31 protein-coding genes and 1 other annotated feature are annotated in these 25,225 nt (G+C 40.4%); of the genes, 7 read left to right on the plus strand and 24 right to left on the minus strand.

Annotated features, from left to right (window positions below; translation table 11 throughout):
• The first annotated feature begins 48 nt into the window (after window positions 1-48).
• A complete protein-coding gene (locus H9649_RS10835) occupies window positions 49-564 on the plus strand; it encodes a YjcG family protein (protein WP_191694897.1) in 516 nt (171 codons plus the stop codon).
• A 2-nt stretch (window positions 565-566) separates the two neighbouring features.
• Window positions 567-1,001 carry a GNAT family N-acetyltransferase gene (locus H9649_RS10840; protein WP_191694899.1) on the plus strand — a complete coding sequence of 145 codons (435 nt, stop codon included), beginning with the start codon at window positions 567-569 and terminating at the stop codon, window positions 999-1,001.
• 77 nt (window positions 1,002-1,078) lie between these two features.
• On the opposite strand, the gene H9649_RS10845 is transcribed toward H9649_RS10840, so the two are convergent.
• The 7 genes from H9649_RS10845 to H9649_RS10875 form a co-directional block, all read right to left on the minus strand.
• Window positions 1,079-1,384, minus strand: coding sequence for a hypothetical protein (locus H9649_RS10845; RefSeq protein WP_191694901.1), 306 nt, complete (start codon window positions 1,382-1,384; stop codon window positions 1,079-1,081).
• 384 nt (window positions 1,385-1,768) lie between these two features.
• On the minus strand, window positions 1,769-2,020 hold the full coding sequence (locus H9649_RS10850) for a stage VI sporulation protein F (protein ID WP_191694903.1): 252 nt from the start codon (window positions 2,018-2,020) through the stop codon (window positions 1,769-1,771).
• 18 nt (window positions 2,021-2,038) lie between these two features.
• Window positions 2,039-2,197: a YjcZ family sporulation protein gene (locus H9649_RS10855; protein ID WP_191694904.1), complete on the minus strand. Its 159-nt coding sequence runs from the start codon at window positions 2,195-2,197 to the stop codon at window positions 2,039-2,041.
• 72 nt (window positions 2,198-2,269) lie between these two features.
• Window positions 2,270-2,632 (minus strand): stage V sporulation protein AE, encoded by a 363-nt coding sequence (gene spoVAE / locus H9649_RS10860; RefSeq protein WP_191694906.1) that lies wholly within the window; start codon window positions 2,630-2,632, stop codon window positions 2,270-2,272.
• Window positions 2,633-2,641: 9 nt separating this feature from the next.
• Complete coding sequence (locus tag H9649_RS10865) at window positions 2,642-3,643, minus strand: beta-ketoacyl-[acyl-carrier-protein] synthase family protein (protein WP_191694908.1); 1,002 nt, start codon at window positions 3,641-3,643, stop codon at window positions 2,642-2,644.
• Entirely contained in the window at window positions 3,637-4,092 is a 456-nt protein-coding gene (gene spoVAC, locus H9649_RS10870) for a stage V sporulation protein AC (protein ID WP_191694910.1), read from the minus strand. The genes H9649_RS10865 and spoVAC overlap by 7 nt, the downstream gene beginning before the upstream one ends.
• Window positions 4,092-4,370: a hypothetical protein gene (locus tag H9649_RS10875; RefSeq protein ID WP_191694911.1), complete on the minus strand. Its 279-nt coding sequence runs from the start codon at window positions 4,368-4,370 to the stop codon at window positions 4,092-4,094. The genes spoVAC and H9649_RS10875 overlap by 1 nt, the downstream gene beginning before the upstream one ends.
• 242 nt (window positions 4,371-4,612) lie before the next feature.
• On the opposite strand from H9649_RS10875, the gene H9649_RS10880 reads away from it, so the two are divergent.
• Window positions 4,613-5,170, plus strand: a complete 558-nt coding sequence (locus H9649_RS10880) for a CotY/CotZ family spore coat protein (protein WP_191694913.1) — start codon at window positions 4,613-4,615, stop codon at window positions 5,168-5,170.
• Between the two features lie 103 nt (window positions 5,171-5,273).
• On the opposite strand, the gene H9649_RS10885 is transcribed toward H9649_RS10880, so the two are convergent.
• From H9649_RS10885 to H9649_RS10910, 6 genes are all read right to left on the minus strand, one after another.
• Entirely contained in the window at window positions 5,274-5,729 is a 456-nt protein-coding gene (locus H9649_RS10885; protein ID WP_191694915.1) for a hypothetical protein, read from the minus strand.
• Window position 5,730: 1 nt separating this feature from the next.
• Window positions 5,731-7,104 (minus strand): magnesium transporter, encoded by a 1,374-nt coding sequence (gene mgtE, locus H9649_RS10890; protein WP_191694917.1) that lies wholly within the window; start codon window positions 7,102-7,104, stop codon window positions 5,731-5,733.
• Between the two features lie 78 nt (window positions 7,105-7,182).
• Entirely contained in the window at window positions 7,183-8,136 is a 954-nt protein-coding gene (locus H9649_RS10895; protein ID WP_191694919.1) for an RluA family pseudouridine synthase, read from the minus strand.
• Complete coding sequence (locus H9649_RS10900) at window positions 8,108-8,908, minus strand: NAD kinase (protein ID WP_191694921.1); 801 nt, start codon at window positions 8,906-8,908, stop codon at window positions 8,108-8,110. The genes H9649_RS10895 and H9649_RS10900 overlap by 29 nt, the downstream gene beginning before the upstream one ends.
• Before the next feature lie 5 nt (window positions 8,909-8,913).
• Window positions 8,914-9,582, minus strand: a complete 669-nt coding sequence (locus H9649_RS10905; protein WP_191694922.1) for a GTP pyrophosphokinase — start codon at window positions 9,580-9,582, stop codon at window positions 8,914-8,916.
• 15 nt (window positions 9,583-9,597) lie between these two features.
• On the minus strand, window positions 9,598-9,990 hold the full coding sequence (locus tag H9649_RS10910) for a UPF0738 family protein (RefSeq protein WP_191694924.1): 393 nt from the start codon (window positions 9,988-9,990) through the stop codon (window positions 9,598-9,600).
• Between the two features lie 144 nt (window positions 9,991-10,134).
• On the opposite strand from H9649_RS10910, the gene H9649_RS18050 reads away from it, so the two are divergent.
• The 3 genes from H9649_RS18050 (at window position 10,135) to H9649_RS10925 (ending at window position 12,115) form a co-directional block, all read left to right on the plus strand.
• A complete protein-coding gene (locus H9649_RS18050) occupies window positions 10,135-10,827 on the plus strand; it encodes a lytic transglycosylase domain-containing protein (RefSeq protein WP_191694925.1) in 693 nt (230 codons plus the stop codon).
• Window positions 10,828-10,919: 92 nt separating this feature from the next.
• Window positions 10,920-11,312, plus strand: a complete 393-nt coding sequence (locus H9649_RS10920) for a globin domain-containing protein (protein WP_191694926.1) — start codon at window positions 10,920-10,922, stop codon at window positions 11,310-11,312.
• Window positions 11,309-12,115 (plus strand): DsbA family protein, encoded by an 807-nt coding sequence (locus H9649_RS10925; RefSeq protein WP_318241682.1) that lies wholly within the window; start codon window positions 11,309-11,311, stop codon window positions 12,113-12,115. The genes H9649_RS10920 and H9649_RS10925 overlap by 4 nt, the downstream gene beginning before the upstream one ends.
• 14 nt (window positions 12,116-12,129) lie before the next feature.
• Here H9649_RS10925 and H9649_RS10930 read toward each other — a convergent pair whose 3' ends face one another.
• From H9649_RS10930 to H9649_RS10970, 9 genes are all read right to left on the minus strand, one after another.
• Window positions 12,130-12,348: a hypothetical protein gene (locus tag H9649_RS10930; RefSeq protein WP_191694927.1), complete on the minus strand. Its 219-nt coding sequence runs from the start codon at window positions 12,346-12,348 to the stop codon at window positions 12,130-12,132.
• Window positions 12,349-12,350: 2 nt separating this feature from the next.
• The gene (locus H9649_RS10935) at window positions 12,351-12,989 is read right to left on the minus strand and encodes a hypothetical protein (protein ID WP_191694928.1); all 639 of its coding nucleotides are present in this window, start codon (window positions 12,987-12,989) and stop codon (window positions 12,351-12,353) included.
• 108 nt (window positions 12,990-13,097) lie between these two features.
• Window positions 13,098-13,409 (minus strand): hypothetical protein, encoded by a 312-nt coding sequence (locus tag H9649_RS10940; RefSeq protein ID WP_191694929.1) that lies wholly within the window; start codon window positions 13,407-13,409, stop codon window positions 13,098-13,100.
• A gap of 240 nt (window positions 13,410-13,649) precedes the next feature.
• Window positions 13,650-14,054: a hypothetical protein gene (locus H9649_RS10945; protein WP_191694930.1), complete on the minus strand. Its 405-nt coding sequence runs from the start codon at window positions 14,052-14,054 to the stop codon at window positions 13,650-13,652.
• A gap of 967 nt (window positions 14,055-15,021) precedes the next feature.
• Window positions 15,022-16,842 carry an oligoendopeptidase F gene (pepF, locus tag H9649_RS10950; protein ID WP_191694931.1) on the minus strand — a complete coding sequence of 607 codons (1,821 nt, stop codon included), beginning with the start codon at window positions 16,840-16,842 and terminating at the stop codon, window positions 15,022-15,024.
• A 51-nt stretch (window positions 16,843-16,893) separates the two neighbouring features.
• Entirely contained in the window at window positions 16,894-18,048 is a 1,155-nt protein-coding gene (locus tag H9649_RS10955; protein ID WP_191694932.1) for a competence protein CoiA, read from the minus strand.
• Between the two features lie 152 nt (window positions 18,049-18,200).
• Window positions 18,201-18,857: an adaptor protein MecA gene (gene mecA / locus H9649_RS10960; RefSeq protein WP_191694933.1), complete on the minus strand. Its 657-nt coding sequence runs from the start codon at window positions 18,855-18,857 to the stop codon at window positions 18,201-18,203.
• Between the two features lie 306 nt (window positions 18,858-19,163).
• Window positions 19,164-19,562 (minus strand): transcriptional regulator SpxA, encoded by a 399-nt coding sequence (spxA, locus tag H9649_RS10965; RefSeq protein ID WP_191694934.1) that lies wholly within the window; start codon window positions 19,560-19,562, stop codon window positions 19,164-19,166.
• A gap of 379 nt (window positions 19,563-19,941) precedes the next feature.
• Window positions 19,942-21,138, minus strand: coding sequence for a putative glycoside hydrolase (locus tag H9649_RS10970; RefSeq protein ID WP_225229833.1), 1,197 nt, complete (start codon window positions 21,136-21,138; stop codon window positions 19,942-19,944).
• Window positions 21,139-21,323: 185 nt separating this feature from the next.
• Window positions 21,324-21,550: a binding site (T-box leader), on the plus strand.
• Between the two features lie 53 nt (window positions 21,551-21,603).
• Here H9649_RS10970 and trpS point away from each other — a divergent pair.
• A complete protein-coding gene (trpS, locus tag H9649_RS10975) occupies window positions 21,604-22,590 on the plus strand; it encodes a tryptophan--tRNA ligase (protein WP_191694936.1) in 987 nt (328 codons plus the stop codon).
• A 281-nt stretch (window positions 22,591-22,871) separates the two neighbouring features.
• On the opposite strand, the gene fabF is transcribed toward trpS, so the two are convergent.
• On the minus strand, window positions 22,872-24,107 hold the full coding sequence (gene fabF / locus H9649_RS10980) for a beta-ketoacyl-ACP synthase II (RefSeq protein WP_191694937.1): 1,236 nt from the start codon (window positions 24,105-24,107) through the stop codon (window positions 22,872-22,874).
• Between the two features lie 146 nt (window positions 24,108-24,253).
• Window positions 24,254-25,186, minus strand: a complete 933-nt coding sequence (locus H9649_RS10985) for a beta-ketoacyl-ACP synthase III (RefSeq protein WP_191694938.1) — start codon at window positions 25,184-25,186, stop codon at window positions 24,254-24,256.
• Window positions 25,187-25,225 lie beyond the last annotated feature (39 nt).

Consider the following 25,225-nt stretch of genomic DNA (forward strand, 5'->3'; position numbering starts at 1 on the left):
TGGCTATATGATGTATGTGTCAAACATTTTACGAGGAGGTCTTTTATTATGAAATACGGTATTGTAGCATTCCCATCAAAGAAACTTCAAGATTTAGCGAATGGGTACAGAAAACGGTATGACCCACATTATGCGCTAATCACGCCACACATGACGGTTAAAAGCGTATTTGAAGCAAATGAGCAAGAAATAGAAAATGTTGCATCTGCTATTCGTAAAGTTGCCAACAAGAACAAACCTTTTGAGCTAAATGTATCAAAAGTAAGTTCTTTTGCGCCAATTACGAATACAATATTCTTTAAAGTTACACCTAATGATGATTTACTCGCTCTTCAAAAGGATTTAAACGAAGACTTTTTCGGTGATGCATCTGAGTTTTCTTTTGTTCCGCATATTACGATTGCACAAAAATTAAATTCCGGTGAACATGACGATATCATTGGACAATTAAAGATGATCGGTGTTGAACACACCGAAATCATTGATCGCATACACCTTCTCTACCAACTTGAAGATGGGTCTTGGACGGTTTATGAAACTTTCCGTCTTGACGAGGAAAGCTGAGATTGGTTGAGGTGAGAATCGCCCGTTCAGAAAATGAGCGGGACGATGCTTTTAATGTGAGAACAAAGGTGTTTGTCGAAGAGCAAGGTGTGCCATTGAGTCTCGAAATTGATGAATTTGATAAATCTGCACAACATTTTATCGTTTACGAAGATACGCGTCCGATAGGTGCGGGTCGTATCCGTGAAACAGATAAAGGCATTGCGAAAGTGGAGCGGGTTTGTATTTTAAAAGAATTCCGTGGTCAGCATTTAGGGTTTTTGATTATGAAAGAGCTTGAAAAGCACGCTGAATCAGCAGGCATGAAAAAAATAAAACTCAATGCTCAATCTTATGCAATCCCTTTTTATGAAAAGCTAGGGTATATGGTCAACTCACCTGAGTTCATGGATGCAGATATTCCACATAGAGCTATGGAAAAAGAGATTCAATCATAATGTAAATTTGAAAAAGCAGACGTGAATCGGGTATATACCCGATTGCACATCTGCTTTTTCATTGTTCTTTATGGTTGTTACGCGTATTCATTCACCGCAAGCCCTTTACCTACCACATTAGAAATTTCAGGTGATAAGTTTACGGGATTCGGATAAATGAATCCTTTCAAGTAGGGAGGACGTGGGTTTTCAGTCATCATATGCCGTTCCTCCATCTGATGCTGACGTTCTTCTCGCAATGAATCTTTGAATCTCTCCATTGATTCAGGATCCATATCGACTTTTTGCACACGGTTAATATATGCAAATCGATTTTCTACTTGATTGATACGGTTAGCGTACATTTCGGATGTAACTGAGTGGATTGGTAATATGTAACCCATTTCCCACACCTCTTTTCACGTTTTTGGATACTTACTTTATGCTTATACCCTGGTTGAAAGTATATGAAACATTTATTTTAATTATTTGTTAATTGTTTTCGAGATTGAAAGAAGCGGCTGCACATAAATGGCAGCCGCTATTGTTTCGTCTAGCTGCGAAAGGCAGCTGCTCGGGTCGTTTCAGAGCTTAAGTAAAGGCAAAGAACGCCTTTATTTCAGCTCTTCCAACGCCTGTCGCAGCTTAGCGCCTTTCTCCGCTTTTGATTAGTCTAGCTGCGAAAGGCAGCTGCTCGGGTCGTTTCAGAGCTTAAGTAAAGGCAAAGAACGCCTTTATTTAAGCTCTTCCAACGCCTGTCGCAGCTTAGCGCCTTTCTCCGCTTTTGATTAGTTCCCCATCATTTTTTGAATATCTCCCATATTAACTGAGCTTCCGTTTTTGACGATTGAGTTGACTAGGTCGTCTTCCACGTGTTGGGGTACGTTTTTGTTTGCTAGTTTCCCAACTTTGCGAACGATTTTACGTACTTGGCGTTCGTCGTTGAAGTTAGCATTTTGGATAGCATTAGCAAGTGCAAATACTTCTTCCATTGGCACGCCAGTCTTGGACTCGATTTTTTTGAAAAAAGAATCATTCATATTGTCATTCCTCCCTCATTAAACAAAAGTCGCGCCCACAATGATTAGCAATATGAAGAGGACGACGATCAGTACAAATGTGGAACCGCCGTATGAGCCTCTTCCTTGACAACCGCCGTATCCGCCGCCATATCCTACGCCACAACCGCCGTAAGGATTGTTGTATCCACCGAACATAAAAATCCCTCCTTCCCTTCCATCTATCGTATGCAGATAGCTGGAGGAATGAGGGGGCGTTTGCACATTTTTTTACACGTCACCTTTTGGCTTGAAAAGAAATACTGCAATGAAAGCAAAAAGTATTGCTGCACTTATCCCTGAACTCGTCACTTCAAACATGCCCGTAAGCACTCCTATAAATCCGTGTTTTTCTGCTTCTGCAAGTGCTCCATGTGTCAACGCGTTACCGAATGAAGTAATAGGAATTGTGGCACCTGTTCCAGCAAAGTCGATTAACGGCTCATAAAGACCGAAGCCGTCTAAAATGGAGCCGATGACGACTAGCGTACACAATGTATGTGCAGGGGTTAGCTTAGCCACGTCAAACAATAATTGTCCGATGACACAAATCAGACCACCGACTACGAATGCGGTTATATATATTGAAAACATCTACACCACTCATTTCATCGTTAGTTCTATTGCATGTGCAATGGAAGGAATCGTGTCGCCTTGTTGGAAAGACATTGGGGATAATAAAGCACCTGTCGCAATAAGTAATACCTTTTTATATTCTTTAGACAGTAGCTTGGCATAGACTTCAGACAAATAAACAGCAGCCGAGCAGCCAGCTCCACTTGCACCAGCCATAAAATCGGGATTCTTACCGTAAAACTCCATTCCGGCATCACTGAAGTTATCTATATTCGTTATTCCCTGATTTTGAACGAGCTTGATAAAAATCGCAAAACCATTTTTACCGAGATCCCCCGTCATAATACAGTCATAATCACTTACCTGCTTATTATGTCCTTCTAAATGTCTTTTCAGTGTATCCGCAGCTGCAGGAGCCATGGCAGCTCCCATATTGAGTGGGTCTGTCATGCCCATATCAACGGCCTTTCCAAAAGTGCCACATACAATAGAAGGAACACCATTTCTGTGTGGTGTAATTGCGGCAATTCCTGCTGCAGTTGCAGTCCATTGGGCAGTTTCACCTTTTTGCGCTCCATATTCTATCGGATAGCGGAATTGCCGTTCAATGGCATTGTGTTGGCTGGCGGAACCTGCAATGGTAAGTTGCGACATACCCGATTCAGTTAATAGTGCAGCGAGTAACATAGAGGAAACGGACGTTGCACAAGCAGCAAAGACTCCAATGTAAGGAATTCCGATTGATGTTGCAGTAAAATTTGATGGTGTCATTTGATTGACAAGATCGCCTACTAGGAAAAAGTCCGCATCACTCGGTACTTTTCCAAGCTTGCTTAAAGCGATCATACAAGCATCTTCCATCAGTTTCGCATGGCCATGTTCATTCGTCTTCGCGTCACAACTTTCATCATCATAGATTTTATCAAAATGACTATGGAAAGGACTCTTTTTTTCAAGTGGACCTGCTGTCACACCAGTCGCCACAATAGAAGGAAGCGAAGGAAACGTCAATAGACCTTTCTTCACCATGTTGCGACTCCTAATTTCACAAGAATGGTTTTAACGAGAGCGACTAGAAACGCAGAAAATACACCGAATAGAATTACGGATCCAGCCAGTTTAAACATGTTACCTCCAACGCCAAGTACGTAGCCTTCTGTTTTATGTTCGATTGCAGCGGAGATGACTGCATTCCCGAATCCAGTGATCGGCACAGCTCCACCTGCCCCTCCAAATTGGCCGATTTTCTTATAAAGTCCAAAACCTGTCAATAGCATTGAAATGAAAATCATCGTAGCGACAGTTGGATTGCTTGCGGTCCGTTCTGTAAAATTAAAAAATGTCATATAGAACACAGCAATGAATTGTGCAATAAGACAAATCGTACCTCCAGTGATAAACGCTCTGAAGACATTTTTCAGAATAGGCGTCGTGGGTGTGATGCTTTGTTCGATTTTGGCATATTTTTCTTTATCCATCAGGTTTGTTCCTCCACTAGAGCAATTAGCTCATGAATATCCTCTTTAACGTCTTCATCTTTACTTGTAAGAATTAACTTTGTCGTTTCAGTAAGTATCTTGCTATCTGCAGATACGAGTACTGATAACTCGGGATACAGCTCTTTCAAGGAAGTTTCGAGCTCAGATGCGATTTTTGTTTTATTAAACCTGGAAAAGGTCTTGACGCGGATGCCGACTATTAAATGATCGTCATAAAACAAAGCTGCTGCACCTTTTATGCGCTCATCTTCTTTCACTAATACTTCTGCTTGACTGATGTTCTGGTTTGCTCTGTTTTCGAATCTGAATTCGTTTGGGACACATCCTGCCAGCAAAAAAACCAAACTTAGAAATAGCAATAAGTGACGTATAATGATCATCGCCTTTTTTTAACAGTATGCCAATGTCTGTTGTTTTTTATTCATACCGTGATGTTTGCCCTAGTTCAGTTGGAACAAACGCATAAAGTATAAGGAGTTGAGAAAAGGAGGTGGAATGAATGGGATGTGGAAGAAATGATGACATCGGTAACGCTCGTCATAACGACAATTGTATCTGTGAAGTAGTTCGTGCCATCAAGCGCGTGCAAGATATTAGAGATGATTTCGATTGTGATGATTGCAAGACCGATTGTTTCCTTACTCCGCTTGGGAGCCTGGTAAGTCCTACGAGACAGCGCGCAAATACGCGTGTATTCATGTTAATGAACGAAAAAGGCGATCCATTCAAAGCAATGTTTAAAAGAAATCGGAGGTTTGTAGAAGCTGCTGAAGCAACTGCTTCCGATCAGAGTCGTAGGGACTGTGCAACATGTTTCTCGATTTTCTTCAGAGTACAAAGGATTTTTGATAATTGCTGTGCGACATTACAAGTATTAGAACCACTTGATGCAAGAGGCCGTAAAGTCGATTTGTTCAAAGGCGGTAAATTGGATCTTGATGCAGTATGTTTAGTGGAAAGATTCGCTGCTACCGGTTCTTGTGTAACTGTAGATTTGACTTGTTTCTGTGGAATTCAATGTGTGAAAGACGTTTTCATCGATTGCGACGAAGACTGATACCTTGAACTGTTATGCTTGAATTGTCCGGCCGATTTACTGGCCGGACATTTTATTTTTTATTGCACACAAAAAGACAGGACAAGTTTCTGTCCCGTCAAGCTTACGTTCTATCGAATGATTGCCCTCTCCATAACACATCTTCAATCTTTGAAATATCAACTTCTGTTACGTCTCCATCAATTCCAATCCAAATTGTTGAATCCTGCACTTTTTGAATATCACCTTTTACGGTCTTTCCTTCAACAATGAACTGCAACGGTTGATATGCCTGTTTCTGAAAAGGACGGTTTAAATAGTCGATAAGACCTCTTATTTCAGGTTCTTGACTTTCATTAACAGGCACAGTTAGCGGTATATCTGAACCGACGATATCAATTTTCTCTTTCAAAAATGTTTCATCTGGAGAAAATACTGAAGTACTCTCTTCCTCCACCACTTTCACTTTGACAAACACAGGCGGGCCTTGCACAAATAGTAACGGATGTGTATAGGAAATAATCTTTCCCCCTTTTTCCGTAGTATATGCGCCTAAACTAGAGGAAGTTCTTTTCATCATTTTATAAACTGTTAATGAACGTCGTTGCTAATCCTAAATAGATAATAATACTAATTAAGTCATTTAACGTTGTTATGAACGGTCCAGATGCGACAGCAGGGTCAATTTTCATTTTATGCATGAACAACGGAATGAAAGAACCTGAAATTGTAGCAACGAAAATAGATACTAAAATAGCTGCGCCTACTAACAATGCGATGATGAATTCATGTTTCCATACAAATATTAAGCCCACGACAAAAATGGCACAAACAATTCCGGTGATCAGGCCAGTTCCCGCTTCACGTAATAGGAGCTTGAACTTGCTCTCTTCCTCGATATCACGTGTCGCAATACCACGAACAGCTACTGCAAGTGCCTGAGTTCCGCTATTTCCTGCTGTACCTGCAATTAAAGGTATGAATGCTGCCAGCAAAGCCACTTGCGAAATCGTATCTGTAAACAAGTCGATCAAATTTGCTGTAAGCATTCCTAATACTAGAAGAATAATTAACCACGGAATCCTTTTCTTAGCAGCTGAAATAGATGTTTTATCAAATGAATCCATGTTGGAAACGGCCGCTAATTTGGAGTAGTCATCAGATGCTTCTTCTTCTATAACATCAAGAATATCATCGACTGTAATGATTCCAAGCATATGATATTGGAAATCGACGACAGGTACTGCTAGCAAATTATAATCCTGCGTCGTACGTGCTACGTCTTCTTGGTCATCGGAAACAAACACACTTACAACTCGTTCATTCATTATCGATTCGATAAGTGTATCTTCATCGGTAATAATTAGATCACGGAGAGAAACGACTCCCGTTAAATGATTGTCTTCGTCGACGACAAAGACGTAGTAGATTGTCTCTGCAGACGGAGCTTCATTACGCAAAATCGTCATCGCAGAACGGACCGTTGAATTTTGAGGAACGGATACGTATTCTGTTGTCATAATGGAACCGGCTGTATATTCCTCGTAATGCAAGAGCGCTTTAATCTGGGCAGCCGAATCTTTGTTCATGAGCGTCAAATAACTGGCGATATGCAATTTATCAAGTTCTTTCAGGACATCTACCGCGTTATCGACGAACATGTAGGAGATCATGTCCGCTGCATACGTCGTGTCCATCTCCTGAAGGAACTGCTTATATTCACTTTCATCGATTTCACTTGTTTCGAAGATTTCAGCCAATTCTTTTGGAGATAGAAAGAAATACATCGTTTTGCGTTGGCTGACGTCTACTTTCTCATAGAAGACGGCTCGATCATAGGGGTGAAGACTTAGATATTCATCACGAAAAGATTTTATATCCTGTTTATCGAGTGCTTCTAACAATTTATCTTCATCTACATTGTTTTCTTCACGAAGTTCTTCATTCACCGTCATGGCTACACCTTCCTTTCCAAACGAGTAAGCATGATGAATCGCACAGTGCGATTATATCTTGCCGTTCATTTTCTTGAACTAGCACAAGCTAGTTTGTTTCATTGTGAACTCTTCTCTTATTAGGTGTTGCATGTCAAGAGGCAATGAGCTTTCAAATCGCATTAGTTGGTTTGTCAGCGGGTGCCTAAAGCCGATAGCTGAACAATGCAACGCCTGTCTGTTCATTAAAAGTTTTGATCCGCCATATAAATCATCACCGACAAGTGGATGACCGAGCCAATTCATATGGACTCGAATTTGATGGGTACGTCCCGTATAAAGTTTAAGATTTATTGCCATATACTGTTTATCAAATTGTTTGAATCGACCTGTCACTTCAAGGTCTGTCCTTGCATATTGGCCGTCACTCCGAACGATTCGCTCCATAATACTGCCATCTTTTCTGCCAATTGGTTGCTCAATACTTAGCGAATTATGTTTCAAAACACCTTCAATGAAGGCGGTGTAACCACGTGTAAAACCATCAATTCTCATCTGTTCATTTAACAAATGATGAATATGACGGTTTTTCGCTATACACATAAGACCTGAAGTGTCACGGTCCAACCGAGTTACAACATGAACCGTAGAAGGAACTCGTTCAGCGGCAAATTTCCCTGCAACAAAATTGGCGACTGTCCCTATTGGTTGATCGCGCGAAGGAATTGAACTTTGTCCAGCAGGCTTATCGAGAATTAATAGGACATCGTCTTCGTAAATTACTGAAAGTGTGCCCATTTCCGGTTTCAGCCCATCACTTAGCTGTTCAATCGGAAATTGCACAGTTACAGTATCCCCAAATTCAACTGTATGCCGAACGGTGCGTTCCACACCATTCACCATCAGTTTGCCACCATCGTATTTTACAGCAGTCAGTGTGCGTTTGGATATACCTCTTGTCTGCAGAAATTCACGAAGTAGCATACTTTCGATGTCTACACTAAAATTCAGTGTGAATTTATTGTTAATCATCGCTTGAAATGAACGAATCATGTACTCGTGTCCAAAACGGGAAAGGACGGAATCTGCCGAAACGAACTTTCTCCTGCGCTACTTTGTACTCGATTGACTTTACATCTTTATGCAAAAGCTGTAAATGGTCGATTGTTACCATGAAATCTGGCCCTTTCACTGGTGTTAAAACGCAACTGTGATGTGCAGGCAATATTAGTGGAGAACCGACAGTCCTGAATACCCTGTTATTAATGGAGGCCATTTCAGTCAACTGAATGGCAGGTAACGACGGATGGATGATCGCTCCGCCTAGCGCTTTATTATAAGCTGTTGAACCTGACGGTGTAGACATACATAATCCATCACCTCTGAACCGTTCAAAATGAATACCATTCAATTCGACATCCATGACAAGCGTCACTTCAGGGGATTTAACAGTCGATTCATTAAGAGCAAGATACGTTGTCACGGTGTCATTATGACGATAATTAATCTTCACCTCAAGAAGAGGGTATTCAATCACTTCATATTCCTTACGAGCGATAGACAAGACAAGTTTCTCCATCTCTTCTGGCTTCCAATCCGCGTAGAAACCGAGATGTCCTGTATGGATACCGATAAACGCCGTGTCTTTCAACCGATCGATATGCTTATGAAATGCATGCAATAGCGTTCCATCGCCACCGATAGACAGGACTATTTCCGGTTCTTCTTCGTCAAGAACTAAGCCAAAGTCCGTTAAATAATCAACGGCTTCATCCTTCAATCGATTCGAAAGGGAATCGTTGCGTGTCTGGATTGCAAATTTCATCGATTTCACTCCCCTTTCCGTGTGTTTTCACTATAATCACGATCTGCTGTTTCTTTATAGGCGCTGAAATATTGTTGCGCATCATGAATCTCGTCGCGTATAAGTGACATTTCCTCATCCAGCCTAAATGCCGCCTCCGCTGCACGTTCAAGCCGATGCCTAATTTCATTCGGCAACTCGCCTTGGTATTTATAATTCAATGAATGCTCGATAGATGCCCAGAAATTCATAGCGAGTGTTCTGATTTGAATTTCTGCTAATATCGTTTTTTCACCATGTATTGTCTGAACGGGATATTCAATGATCATATGGAATGACCTATAGCCGCTTGGTTTTTTGTTTGAGATATAATCTCTTTCCTCAATAATACGTAAATCTGTACGATTCTGCAGTGCCGTAACCACTTTTCCAATGTCATCAACAAATTGACACATTATACGTATTCCTGCAATATCGGGCAGTTCTTCTGCCAATTCAGCGGAGGGCTTAAACGGTATTCTTTTTTCAAGTGTTTTGTCATAAATACTTGCAAGGGGTTTAACTCGACCGGTGACAAACTCCACCGGCATATGGTCGCCTTCCAATTCATACTGCGTGCGCAAACCTTTAAATTTCACTTTCAATTCTGCAACTGCTTGCTTATATGGTTCAAGAAATTGTTTCCATTCTTTCATCTATACCCCTCCAGACTAAATCTCAATACTTTGAAGGACAGCTTCGAATTGCTGCTCGACTGCAGTTGTAAATGCCTCTCCATAATTGTTATTTCCTTCAATGTTGTAAATGAGCATCGTCAGCTCTTCTTTAAAGCTTGGAAGAGGGATCGTAACATCGTTCCATTGCAATATAGGTTCGCTTTCTTTACTTAGCGCTTGTAACATATACTTCCATACATCTTTCGGGAAATGAATATGTACATATCCATCTATGTCGTCTAACAAATACACAAAAGCCATTTCATCAGAATCAGTAATCATTTTGCCTGCCGGTGTACCTGTCGGCAGTTCGGCAGTTCCATCTAACAGGAACTGGATTATATCATTATCTACACCTGTATTTATCACTCTGTTTTGTATTCTCATAAGTCTTCTTCCTTTCAATGATCATACGTTCAGTCTACCATATGACAAGCACTGATGCAGTCTGTAACATGCGTTTTTGCCTGGAACTTGCTATACTTGAATTATAAGCAACTTGAGATTGATTCAGAGAAGGGATGTAACGCAATGGATGCTCATGCTATTCGCTCATTAATGGATATACAGGCCATGCAAACTCTTGGTTCCGTTCAGAATTTCGCTAACAGCCAGGAATCCAATTCATCGCTTTTCACGTCGATGATTAATGATTTACTTAAGGAAAGCACAGGAGAAGCTTCCGAGTTTGGCGCTCTTCCACAACAGTCTTTCGGCATGCTTGGTGGTCTTAAACAAATAGACGGTCTTCGCTACGATGGATTTAATGGTGTTTACATGCCTGCCAATCTATCAAATTCCCTGACTAACGTTAGAAACGAAGAACCAACTACTCATGACAGGCACTCTTATAATGATGTAATTAAGCAAGCTGCACAGATATACAAACTTCCTGAAAACCTTATCAAATCAGTTATAAAACAAGAATCCAATTTTAATAACACTGTCGTTAGTAAAGCTGGTGCAGCAGGCCTCATGCAACTCATGCCCGGAACTGCGAGACTGTTAGGTGTTACAGACAGCTTTGATCCTGAACAAAACATTATGGGCGGAGCAAAATATATCCGCCAAATGCTCGATCAATTCGGAAATGTAGAACTTGCACTGGCCGCCTACAATGCCGGTCCGGGAAACGTGAAAAAGTACGGCGGAATCCCACCATTTAAGGAAACGCAACAATATGTAACGAAAGTACTTAGCTATTATAATCGTTTTGAAATCTGACAACATATGACTTACTTAAGGCAATATGTTTGTGAAAGACTTGTATGGTTGTTAAAATATCCATACAGTCAGAGCAAAGGAGATTGACATACATGACTCGAAAACCTTTGATTCCTTATGAGGAAATCGGTGCTGAAAAGCTGTCGGAACTCATTGATCGTTTTTATGAAAAAGTGGCCGTCCACCCAGAGCTCTACCCGATTTTCCCTGAAGATCTGACGGAAACGGCACGTAAACAAATACAATTTCAAACACAATATTTAGGCGGACCGAACCTATTCACGGAAGAGCACGGCCATCCGATGATGAAAGCGCGTCATATGCCTTTTCCTATAACGCCTGCGCGGGCAAAAGCATGGCTCGCTTGTATGGCGGAAGCTATGGACGATGTCGGATTGGAAGGACCTCTTCGTGAAGTGTATTATCAACGGCTCGCGTTAACCGCGAATCATATGGTGAATAGAAGCGAGGGGGAAGAGCAGTGAATCGAGAGACCATGTTGGCAAACAGCATCACTTCATCCGTCCCACTGTCAAAGCCAATTGAAATCTATGTATTCGTAGACCCTTTATGCAGCAAGAGTTGGGCACTACAACCACTGCTTCGAAAATTACAAGTTGAATACGAGCGCTACTTTACGCTCAAGATTGCTTTACTCACTTCATTGCCAAAGATGAACTTGTCCCATTTCGGCACTAAAGACGACGTCACATCTTGTGATAAGCAACATCCTGCATTCCCAAGCATTGCAATGAAAGCAGCTGAATTCCAAGGCAAACGTGCGGGTTTCCGCTTCCTCTCCAAGATTTTCGAATATACGTATTTGAAATCACGGAATGTCATGTCTTTTTCAGTTCTTGTCGAGATAGCTGAGAATCTTGGACTTGACGTCGATGAGTTCGTAATGGACTTTTCATCCCCACATGTCATGCGTTCTTTGCAAGTGGACTTGTATTTAGCGAATGAAATGGAAGTACAAGACGCACCGTCGTTCGTTTTCTTCAATGAAAATATTGAAGATGAAGGATTGAAGGTGAACGGTCTTCATTCGTATGATATCTATCAGCAGATTCTTGAAGAGATGGTCGGGTATTCAATTACTCCTGACTCCCCTCCTACTCTCTCAGAGTTGTTTAAACGTTTCGATTCACTCGCGACGAATGAGATTGCGGAAATTTATCATATTCCCGAAAAAAATGCTGAACGCGAATTAAAAAAACAGCTACTTCTCCAAAATCTAGAGAGGCTGCCGTTTAAAGATCGTACGTTATGGCGCAGACGCAAATGAATAACGCCCTTTTACTATAGACCGGATGAAGAAAACACGTTGTTTTCTTCATCCGTTTTTTTATTCAAAAGCCGTTCTTCGTTACTGCTCCCGCTTATCCCCAAGAAGTCGCCGGCCTCCACTCCAATCAAATTAGCATGTAATACCAAGCAATCACCCCCGTTAATTTGAAATGGAACGGAAATTTGAATGCTTCCAAAACCAACATAATCGGCTTCATTTTCTATATTCATACTCATAAAATCATTAAAGCAATAATAAGTGGAATTATAGATATTGCACTTGCAAATAAAACATAATTCTTCCACCGTAACTGCGGTTGATAAAGAGGATTCATAATTTTTGCCAACTTATCTTTTAATTCATGAAGGCCTTCATTTAACCAAAAAATATGAGTTCCTATAATTGCTTCAAGTGTTTTCTCTTCCTTAAATCCGTATTTTTGTGATTCAGTAATAGATAGTTGAACATTTCCTTCTTTTTCAAGTCGCCTCAAAAGTTCCCTGATGATTGCATTAAGCATGTAAACATTGTCTACATCGTTATCCATTATTTCCTTATCCAAAAAAGGGGAAGCATATGCCATCTTCTCCCTGAATGTATGGTCCACATTTCTCAAGCCTTCTTTTATTGTAGAACTAATTCCTTGGTCTGATTGGTTTCCGAGGGTCAATGTCTCAGCCGTCAATTCAAATATATCTACAATAGTTAAATGCAAAGTATCAATTTTTCTTTCAAGATATTTCTCTTCACCTTTTCTATTTAAATTGGTCTTCCACATGAAATATTCTACGATTTTATTAATAATCAAAACGATCAAAGTGGTTCCCGCAACAATAGCGGAACCTATTATAGGTATAAATTCTTTATCCATTATTTTCTCCTTAAAATAGGCATTTCTGAACTCCACAATCTTGGCCCTATTGCGGTATTGGGACATTTGCTTAGCAAGCAAACGCCCCCGATTGATTAATAATGCTGTTCACTTTCCATGATATTGTTTAACATGTATTTTGTGTTCAAAGACGTCAATGATGTGCGTAGATTCCTTATTTTTTAATTCCATTACATAAATACCGTCTTCAGTTTTTACTTGATAGAAATTACTACCAAGATATTTAATATTCTCTATTTCAGTCTCGTCATCAAGTAATGCTAATTTAACCTCGGGGTCCGCGAGTATCTTAGTGACTTTACTCTCTGCATTAAAATGATGGAGTAAATTATACGGGCTTATAAATGATAGGATTATAACCAACAGAATTACACCAAAAACGAATGAAAGTTTCTTCACATCATTACCTCCTGCAATTACTTCGGAATTTCCCAATAACTAATCCGACAATTTGGCCCGTTTGAAGCACAACTCTTCTTTAATAACCGGAAACATTTCAATACTTTTAATTCCGATGGAGTCGGGCTGTGCAACTCCGACCATAAGTAATTAAATGTTGATGAAAACAAAAACATTGATCATACACATGCACTTAATCAAACTTGTATTTTTCCTCTACAACAGATTCCCATGAATTCATCAAGGTGCAAAACCATAAAAAATTAGCGTAAAGATAAAAAAGGAAATAAAACTGACCGCCAGGAGGAACATCAGCCACAATAGATAAACAACAATTCGTACTCTATTGTTTTGAATTATTCCTTTCGCAAATTTAAACGTTACATAGGCGACGACAACAAACACCGGGATAATGAAGAAATATGAAAACGTTCCTACCCAGTCACCCAAGGCTCGAAATCCCTCATGAGGTACAGGTCCCTGATACAGATGATACTCCCCTGTAATTTTAGAGATTCCTGTTAAAAACAGGACAGATAACAAAGTAAAGTAAAGAATCAGCATAATTCTAACAATCCGCTTTTCTTTTAAAAGAAGTAGGTATATCAAAATTAAAAATAGGATTAAAATGATAACCTTAAACATAGTTTCACCTCCTACTTTATTAATTCAATAAAACGATATTGAAATTCTACCAGTATCATTCGCTCAATTTGGCCCTATTATTGAATAAACTCTATATATAGTACTCTCTGTTGCTTGGAGTGCAGGCGCCGACTCCTGCGGGAACAGCGCGAGCTGAAGACCCCACAGGAGCGTGCCCTTCGCGACGAGGAGGCTGAAGCCGTGCCCGCGGAAAGCGTGCGCCGGAACGCAAAGCAACATTTTATATATTGCATACTAGCCCGTTTCTTGAATATAGGCATTCTAATAAATACTCTCCGTTGCTTGGAGCGGAAGACGGACGACTCCGTAGGGATTAGTGAAAGCCGTAACGAAGAACGGCTTTTGCGAGACAAAGCGTTAGCTTTTCGAGCATATCTTTGCTCTCGCCTTAAGCCCCCGCAGTGATGCCAAGCCACACCCCTCGGAAAGCGTGCCATCTGGAGCGCAAAGCAACATTTTATTTTACTTAGTACTTTCAAAAGTAACTTCATGAATACTTTAATCCCCTTCTTATATTCTTTAATACGTACTCAAAAACAGAAAGTTTCATTTTCCCCTACAAGAGGCACTATTACAAAAGAAAAATAAAAAAAGAGCATCCGCTCCTGGGGGAGAGGGATGCTCTTTATAAAGGGAATGGGAGAAATGTTCACGTTCAAACAAAAGGGGTGTATGTTTGGTAAGTGATTTATTTCACAACCTTATCTTATCACGAAATAATAGTAACATCAACATTTCACATAACATTTCACATGAATGTCACAAATAAAACACCTTATAAAACCCTTACCTATAAGATTACTAACATTGCAAATACAAACATAGACATTAGTTGGATAGATGAAAGCGCTTTCGATATAATTATATTAATATAACTAAATATCAGTGTAGAATGGAAAAACTGACTTAGCGTCGAATATGCTAAGTCAGTTCTATTTTTTCTAGATTACTGTTTGTTCAACAATTCTTCCAACTCATTCAAACGTTCTTCAAACACACGGCATGCTTCTTCAATCGGCGTTGCACTTGTCATATCGACGCCCGCTGCTTTTAACACTTCTATCGGATAATCAGAAGATCCCGCTTTTAGGAAGTTGTTAATGTAACGGTCGACAGCCGGTTGTCCTTCAGAAAGGATCTGGTGGCTAAGTGCTACTGCTGCACTGAAGCCTGTCGCGTATTGATATACATAGTAATTGTAGTAGAAGTGAGGAATTCGTGCCCACTCCAATGCGATTTCTTCGTCTTGCTCGACTGCATCGCCAAAGTACTTCTTGTTCAGTGAAGCATATTCTTCGGACAGTTTATCTGCAGTTAGCGCTACGCCGTCCTGGTCAAGTTTATGGATAAGATGCTCGAATTCAGCAAACATCGTCTGACGGAACACTGTACCACGGAATCCTTCAAGCCAGTGGTTCAGCAAGTAAATGCGTTTCTGTTCATCATCGATTGTTTTCAATAAGTGATCATTTAACAGAGCTTCGTTCACTGTTGAAGCAACTTCTGCTACGAAGATGGAGTACCCTGCATAGTTATATGGCTGGTTGTCACGAGAATAATAACTATGGACACTATGACCGAATTCATGCGCCAGAGTGAACATATTATCTACATTATCTTGCCAGTTCATTAAAATATACGGGTTTGTTCCGTATGTTCCGGAAGAGTATGCGCCTGAACGCTTCCCTTTGTTTTCACGGACATCGACCCAGCGATTATCAAGACCTTCTTTGACGATAGATGCATACTCTTCACCTAAAGGATGGAAACTATCGAGCATTGTGTTCTTCGCTTCTTCATATGGCATTTTCATTTCAACGTCTTTTACCATTGGAGCGAACATATCCCACATATGAAGTTCATTAAGTTCAAGAACCTTTTTGCGTAAAGCTACATAGCGATGGTGCAAACCGATATTTTTATTAATTGTTTCCAAAAGATTATCGTACACTTGCTCAGGAATATGATTTTGAGACAATGCCGCCTCTCTTGCAGATGAGTAGTTGCGGATGTTCGCATTTACATTATGAGACTTTACGTTACCGCTTAGCGTGGACGCAAATGTGTTTTTAAACTCACCATACTTACTGTACATCGCTTTAAAAGCACCTTCACGGACAGAAGGATCAGAGCTCTCAAGGAAGCGGATATAGCGACCATGAGATAGTTCCACTTCTTCACCTTCTTCGTCTTTCACCATTGGGAACGTTAAATCAGCATTGTTCAGCATGCTGAATGTTTCAGACGGACTTCCTGTCACTTCACTCACTTGCGCGAGAAGAGCTTCCTGTTCTGCTGGAAGAATATGCGGACGATGAGCATTCATCGATTTAAATTCTTGCTTGTACAATTTCAATTTGTCATTATTCGTAACGAGGTCAGTTAGCTTTTCTTCTGAAATGGCCATTAGTTCTGGCGTAATGTATGAAAGCGCTGTCGATACTTTGGCTACTAAAGACTTCGCTCTGCTTTCCATAGCCTGATAGAAACTATTTGTTGTATCTTGGTCACTTTTCAGATGTGCATACGTATAAACCTTGCTCAATTTTTCATAAATGCCGTCACGGAAAGTGAGCGCTTCATATAATGCTTCAGGGCTATCATTCAAAGTATCTTTGAATGAACCTGATTTTTCATTCATTTTTTCGATTTCTTTGAATTCCTGTTCCCATGCGTCATCTGTTGCAAAAATATCTTCCAAGCGCCACGTCTCTTCCACTTTCACTTCGTCACGCGTTAATACTTTGTTTTTAGAATCAGTTGTCATTCAAAATCCTCCCTATCCTATTGCTTCGTATATCGAATCTTTTTCATTGTCTCAATTTAACACTTCATTTGCAAGAAATCTCGCTGAAATTAGTTTCATTATCAAATTTTCATCATATTCAGTCTCCTTCGCATTAGAACCAAGCTTATATTGATTTAGAAAATTGATATATTCTCGACATGCGGACACTTTTAAAGTCGTCGGATTTTTAAACTGTTTAACAAAACTTTCAATATCCCTATTCCTAATATGCGTAGGTTTCACGCCTCCTCTTCTCATAAAGTGAATTAGCCTGAGCTGCCAATCGTAATCTCCCTCCCTAAAAGCATCACTTTTATGTGTTGGGATTCCTATCCATTTAGGTAACTCGACTGGTACGATTCTTAACTCATAGCAACTTCTGAGAAACGGATTTTGTACCCCTTTTCGATTCAACATGATACTTTGTTTTAAGCCTTTTTCCCGTAAAGCATTGTAGTGGACAACATATGCATGTAACTGAGAACTTTCCAGTATGTTAGGTTGTGCAAAAGGGAACTGTTGAAACCGAATCGGAAGCGTTTGGTGCAAACCAATATAGCGATGTCCGGCGACATGCATCAAATGGCTGAAGTAATGAAATGACTTTGTTTGGGGATTGAATGTAAGCAAACAATTGCCATCAGGGGGACTCTTTTGAATGAACCATTCCTGAAACTTTGAAAGCTGGACAATTCCGATGCCAAGGGGTTGATTGATGAGTTTCGCTGGTGTATGCAAAATCCATACGGGATCCATTCCTATACGACGGAAACCTTCTGTACGTAATTGCAGTAGCGATAAGGGGATTGTGCTGCATTGAAATTCGATAGGGATTTGTACGTTTTGTGCTGTGACAAGCAAATCGGGCCGTTGGGCTATTTCCTGGATGACCGGTTCCAGGATGACGTGATCGGCTCGTGCACTTAAAAGTTGATACAATAAGCGCTTTCCACTAAGATGTTGCGGGGACTCACCTTCTGCGAAAGCAGTTGTGCATGTAGAACGTTTCTGATGCGCAAAATGAGGAATGACAACGTCTCCTACCTTTAAGTGAACGATTTTCTCGCATTGAGGACAATAGAAATTCTCTGTCTGTCTCCATTCACGTAGCTCCGTCCGCCTATATTCCTCCGTCAATATAATGAGTTTTCCATCTTTTGTACAAGCAGTTAGTATGAGTCTCACTCCTTCCGACTCAATTATACGAATCTACAGAATAGAATGCAAGTTAGTATGTTCTTTTTTAAAAACAAAAAAGCCGTCACAACCCGTGGGAAGTGAGCAGCTATATTATTGAGTATTAGTCTAGCAAAGAATTGAAGAACTACCTATAAGAATCAATTACCAAAATACGTACTAATTGTTGAAGTGACGTCTGATTCGATAATTACTCTTCCGTATTCTTCTAATCGATAAATTGTAACTTGTGATACAGCACCATATTCCGAGACAATGCTGCAGTAGTCTGATTTATCATCATCGGTCATTTGATCTTCATCAAAAATTACGTGCATGTAAAATTTTTCTTCGAATGAATAGAGAGACGTTTTTACTGCATATGGAAGTTCTATTGTAGAAAGTCGAATTAGATTTTCAAAATCATCAAATACGAACATGTCGGAATCCCACATAACAGGCTCATCACTCAATTCACTCATAAGTTTCTCAGGATCATCGAACATTGACGGATCAGGGTTAAAATGCTTATGCGGATCAACCAATCCAAAATTTTCTTCAGATCCTTCCTCGTCTGATAACTGCGCCCGAGTTACGGTCACTTCGATTCCGGTATTCATCGCATGAACTTGTATCCATAACGGACCTTCAATTTCAAACTCAGTCTCATCATTCACTTCGTCCATCATTTCCCAGAAGAGTTCTTCGCTTTTATCTCGGTTATACCAGACTTCTTCCCTTGTAAAACCTCGTTCTTCAATATCTATATACGATAAAAAAAATTTAACGGTATTATCATTGATGCGCTCTATTTCCATCCCTACTCTCTCCCTTCCCTACGAACAGGCTCTTGCCCGTTTCTTTTTTTTGCATTCAGCTAGCAATGCTTATACTTACTATATGACCGTCCTCGACATTTTGAAAGGGTTCTCTAGTAGATGGTCTCGTGATATTAGCATTGTAGAGAACATCTGCTTGCAAAGCAAGGAATAGAATCGATAAAGTACTATATAGTCGTTTCTGAAATTCTTATTTATTAAGAATTCTTTCGAACGAGATAAAAAAAGCTGATAGGATCCTGGCGAAATGCCCGTCAACTCCCTATCAGCTTATTACTTGTTCTATTAGTTAACCATACGCCGCGCTTCAAGCAGCTGATAGGCTCTAACTTTTCTCGGTAGGAAGCGTCTGATTTCATCTTCATTATACCCTACCTGAAGTCGTTTTTCATCAAGAATGATCGGTCTTCTTAAAAGGCCCGGATGTTCTTGAATCAATTCATATAGCCTTTGTAAAGGCAAACTCTCCACATCCACATTTAGCTTCTGGAAGATTTTAGATCGTGTTGAGATGATTTCATCCGTTCCATCTTCCGTCATACGGAGGATTTGTTTGATTTCATCGATATTCAATGGTTCTGAAAATATATTACGCTCAGAGTATGGTATGTCATGCTCTTCCAACCATGCCTTTGCTTTTCTACATGATGTGCAACTAGGTGAGGTAAATAGTGTAACTCCCATTCGCTGACACTTCCTTTCAGTCTGCTTGCCCAATTTGTATTGTAAAACTAAATTAGAATAATTTTAATTTAATGTTCTCAACACCCATTATACACATATTCATTCTCAATGAATACACTTTTTAACAAAGAAGTTAAAAGGGATACTACTTTGTCACATTTCTGCAATATTATTGAGTTTATAAAGGATTGAGATCGACTTTACTATCCTTCTATTGTTATACCCGATTGAAGATTTTTTTAAACATCATTAAATTAAAAAAACTTTTTCTCATTTAGATTTTTTTCATCCTACCTAGTAGTACGAATCAAGAACGTAAAAAGTTTCAAAAATCGTATAAAAAATTCCGGGATATGTATACACGTCCCGGAAATGCGCTTTATTGTTTAAAATTGACACCTTCAGTGTAGTTATTCCCAGCGTTCCATAATAAATATTCATTGATGCCATTGTCTTTTAATGCTTTAATTTGCGCTTCAACTTCATTTTTGCCGTAGCGGAGGAAATTCCCCGAGCCAAGCCATGGTGCACTGAAATCTTGCAACCAAGGACGTGAAACTGGCGGGTTCTCCAAGCTACCGAGTTTTGCGTTTTCGACTTTCGCATATTCTGCTACAAGTTTATATGGCTCAAGATCTGGTTTTGCGATACCAAAATATGATGTCCAGTGGCTCGGATAAATCATCGATGAAATGACATCGACATTCTCCGAGATTTTCGTGAAGTTCTGACCGATTCCAGGTGCTTCCGGCAATGTTGCTGAATAACCGAAAATATCGACAGAAACATCCACATCATATGGCTTCAGCTTCTCTTTTGCATATGCTACAAAATCGGTAACAGCTTCGACTCGTCGTTGAACAGGATCCAATTCAGAGTCCGTATATTCGTCCATTGAATATTTTAGTGTGTCATGACGTTTTTCAAATCCTTCAGGAAATCGTACATAGTCAAATTGAATTTCTTGGAAGCCCATTTTGGCAGCTTCTATCGCAATATCGACGTTGTGATCCCACACTTCTTTCATGAATGGATTGACAAATGCTTCGCCTCTGCCGTTTTTCCATACATCATTTCCGTCTTTAAATGAGAGCTCAGGTTTTTGTTCAGCCAAAACGCTGTCTTTGAAAACGACAATCCTCGCAATCGGATACACTTTTTCAGCTTCAAGCGTTTCAAGCATTTTGCGCGGATCTTTTATGTATGGTTTTCCGATTTCATTACCAAAAAACTTGGAATCCTCGCCTGGCTTATACGTTAAATTGCCATAGTCATCTTTAATATCAATAACCATAGCATTCAGGTCAGTCGTGTTGAGTAATTTCAGTAAACGTTCAAATCTAGCACCACCTGCAGAATGCCCGGTCACATATATACCTCGCACTGCGTCAGGATATTCAAATGTCAATCCTGAATCGTAACGATATAGTTTAGAATTTGCAACTAGTTGTTCTTCTATTATTTCAAATCCGTATGTACGTTCACCAAATTCAATATCGGTGCCTAATTCTTCAGCTTGTGCCACTTGTGGTAGTGCGATTGCTCCTGCAAGTAGTAACGAGCTTATTAACTTCATTTTTTTCATAGTGCACTTCCTCTCTATCATTCATTCTAGCAAAGGAAAATTCGAATGAATAGGGTAATTCCTCTATTCCCATATTTTTTTGTCGAGAAACCTTGATTCCTGTTAGCTTACGATAAAACCTCTTTTTGAGGTTGCATTATTACGTTGGTCGTATTATACTTTTAGAAATTATGTTGCAAAAAGCACAGACGGAAAGAGTATTCCTGATTTGATTTCCCAGAGAGCCTGTGGTGGTGTAAACAGGCATATCCTTCAGGAGGAAGTGGATTCCCGAGCTTAATCTGCGAAAGATGCAAATGTATCTGTGTAGCTGATTACGTATCCCGCGTTAAGGGATTTGAGTGGCCTGCACGTAGGCTAATTCGGGTGGTACCACGGTTGATCAGCATCAGTCGTCCCTTTAACAGGGGATGGCTGATGCTTTTTTCTATTTAAATAGTTAGAGGAGGAGTTTTCATGAAAACCATTTTTTCAGGTGTACAGCCAACAGGTATAGTAACACTGGGTAACTATATCGGTGCATTTAAACAATTTACGGAGTTGCAACATGAGTACGATTGTCTTTTTTGTATTGTCGATCAACATGCAATCACTGTCCAGCAGGATCCGGAGGAATTGTCGAAAACAATCCGCTCTCTTGCCGCAATCTATATAGCGAGCGGGATAGATCCGGACAAATCCGTGCTATTCATCCAATCAGAAGTACCGGCACATGTGCAAGCGGGATGGATGATGCAATGTATTTCTTATATTGGTGAGCTTGAACGAATGACGCAGTTTAAAGACAAGTCGGACGGTAAAGACGGTGTTTCTGCTGCTTTACTCACATATCCTCCATTAATGGCTGCAGATATTCTCATTTACAATACGGATATTGTCCCTGTCGGTGAGGATCAAAAGCAACACGTAGAATTAACGCGTGATTTGGCAGAACGTTTCAATAAGCGATACGGCGAAGTGTTAACGATTCCTGAAGTGCGCATTCCGAAAAACGGTGCACGCATCAAATCTTTGCAAGATCCGTTAAAGAAGATGAGCAAATCCGATCCGAATAAAAAAGGGACGATTTCGTTACTTGATACACCAAAGGAAATTGAAAAGAAGATTAAAAGCGCTGTTACAGATTCTGAAGGCATCGTGAAATTCGACGTAGAAAACAAGCCTGGCGTATCAAACTTGCTAATCATTGAATCCGCATTGACGGATGTCTCGATTGCCGATTTGGAATTAAAATATGAAGGGCAAGGATACGGAGCTTTCAAAGCAGGTGTCGCAGAAGCAGTCATCAATCACCTTACCCCTATCCAACAACGTTATGAGGAATTGCTCAACTCAACTGAACTTGATGTGTATCTTGATAAAGGCGTGGAAAAAGCGAATGCCATTGCATCCGCTACCATCAATAAAATGGAGTCTGCGATGGGACTCGGACGAAGACGCTGAGCATTAACAAGACCACAGCCATGATGAATAATGCAAAGTCCGCGGTTTGGATGATGAAAAAGAATATTTGCTTCCAACTATATCCTAACGATATATAGTTGAAATAGAAGATCATATGTGTGACGGTAATAACAATTAGTCCATAGCTGATTAAGAATATAAATATTCTCGTCAATTGCATCGCCCTTTTGCTTTTCGTCTACTATATGAAACAAAGCTCCCCTTTTAGACATTCTAAAATGGGAGCTTTGTTATTTACTATGAATAAATCTGTCACATCATCAGATTTTCTTGAAAACTAGTGATGCATTATGTCCACCAAAACCAAGGGAGTTGCTCATCGCATAGTGGATGTCCGCTTTTCTTGCTTCATTCGGTACATAATCCAAATCGCATTCAGGATCTGCATTTTGGTAGTTCATTGTTGGAGGCAAGATACCTTCTTCCAAAGCTTTTACTGTGAAGATCGCTTCCAGTCCGCCTGCAGCACCTAATAGATGGCCTGTCATCGATTTTGTTGAACTCATCGCAAGTTTGTATGCATGCTCACCAAAGACCGTCTTAGCCGCCATTGTTTCGAATAGATCGTTATACGGTGTACTCGTTCCATGTGCATTAATATAATCGATTTTATCCGGCGTAATTTCGGCTTCTGCAAGCGCCTGTCTCATCGCACGCGCTCCACCTTCGCCTTCAGGTGCTGGTGCTGTAATATGGTGTGCATCTCCTGTAGAGCCATAGCCAACGAGCTCAGCATAAATCTTCGCACCGCGCTTCACCGCATGTTCGTATTCTTCAAGGATGAGGATACCGGCACCTTCACCGATGACGAAACCGTCACGTTCCTTATCAAATGGACGGGATGCTGTCGCTGGATCTGGATTCAAAGACAATGCTGTGTTTGAACAGAAACCTGCTACGGACATTGTCGTAATCGGCGCTTCTGCTCCACCCGTAATCATAATATCTGCGTCTCCACGCTTAATAACTTCAAATGCATCTCCAATAGAATTCGTTCCAGATGCACAAGCTGTAACCGTACAAGAATTGATGCCTTTTGCTCCGAAGTGAATCGATACTTGCCCTGAAGCCATATCAGGAATCATCATCGGAACAAAGAAAGGACTTACGCGACGATAGCCTTTTTCCATAAAAATCTTAAACTGCTGTTCATGTGTTTCCATTCCACCGATTCCTGAACCGATCCAAACCCCAGTACGTAAACCTGTTTCTTCGTCTAACTCTAAATTAGCGTCTTTCATTGCCATAATGGATGCCGCCATCGCGTAATGTGTAAAGCGATCCATTTTACGTGCATCTTTCCGAGTTAAATATTCTTCAATGTCAAAATCCTTCACTTCTGCAGCGACTTTGACAGGAAATTGCTCACTATCTAATCTTGTCAGCGGACCAATTCCCGACTTTCCGTTTAATACCGCTTCCCAAGATGCTTCAGCTGAATTTCCAACTGGAGATACAGCTCCGATTCCTGTGACGACAACTCGACGTTTTTCCATTCTACAATCTCCCCTTCATTTTACCAAGTAATTATTATCATAATGATATCGTTTTTCTCATTGCCTATACAGTCAGCTAGATGGTAAAAGCTACTTTCGATAATCAAGAGCTTTCATATCCTTATACAGTATATAGTATTATTCAATTATTTTCCCCATTTAATGCATAGTGCGCCCCAAGTTAATCCGCCACCAAAACCAACTAGAACGATAATATCATCGTCTTTAACTCGGCCTTCTGCGAGATCGTCCACTAATGAAATCGGAATGGATGCTGCAGAAGTGTTACCGTATTTATGGACAGTTTTAGACATTTTCTCTACAGGTAATCCAAGACGTTCGCGGGATGCTTCCATAATGCGTATATTCGCCTGATGAGGAACTAGATAATCGACGTCATTTGTCGTCAGACCTGCTTTTTCGGTAACACTTACAGCAGACTCGCCCATCTGTCGGACAGCAAATTTAAATACTTCCCGACCATTCATATGAAGGAATTCATCCTGATACAGATGTTTGCCTCCCCTGCCGTCAGCACCGAGTTCAAATGAAAGAATTCCACGACCTTCGCTCACCTGACTGATTACCGCTGCACCTGCACCATCTCCAAACAATACTGCCGTATTGCGATCATTCCAATCAGTAATTTTCGAAAGTTTTTCAACGCCTACAACGAGGATGTTTTTATACGTGCCTGCATCGATGAAATGTTTTGCCGTAACGATTCCGTACATGAATCCTGCGCAAGCGGCTGAAATATCCATAGCGGGACATCCGACAATACCAAGTCGTTCTTGAATCATAGTAGCTACTGACGGAAACCGCCTGTCTCCTGTCACAGTTGCCACTAGAATCATATCAATATCTTCGTTCGTCAGTCCTGAATTTTCAATGGCACTGACAGCTGCATGATATGCCATGTCAGATGAATCTGTATCTGCGTCAGCTATGCGTCTTTCTTCAATGCCTGTACGTGTACGAATCCATTCGTCCGTTGTATCCATGCGCTCTTCCAAGTCTTTGTTTGTGACAATGTTCGATGGTACGAATTTACCGATGCCTATAATACCTGCATTCATTCCGCATACCCCGTTTCTTATTATCTATTATTAGTACCT

Origin of the sequence: Sporosarcina quadrami (assembly GCF_014836615.1) — a bacterium.
In the GTDB taxonomy this organism is placed as follows: domain Bacteria; phylum Bacillota; class Bacilli; order Bacillales_A; family Planococcaceae; genus Sporosarcina; species Sporosarcina quadrami.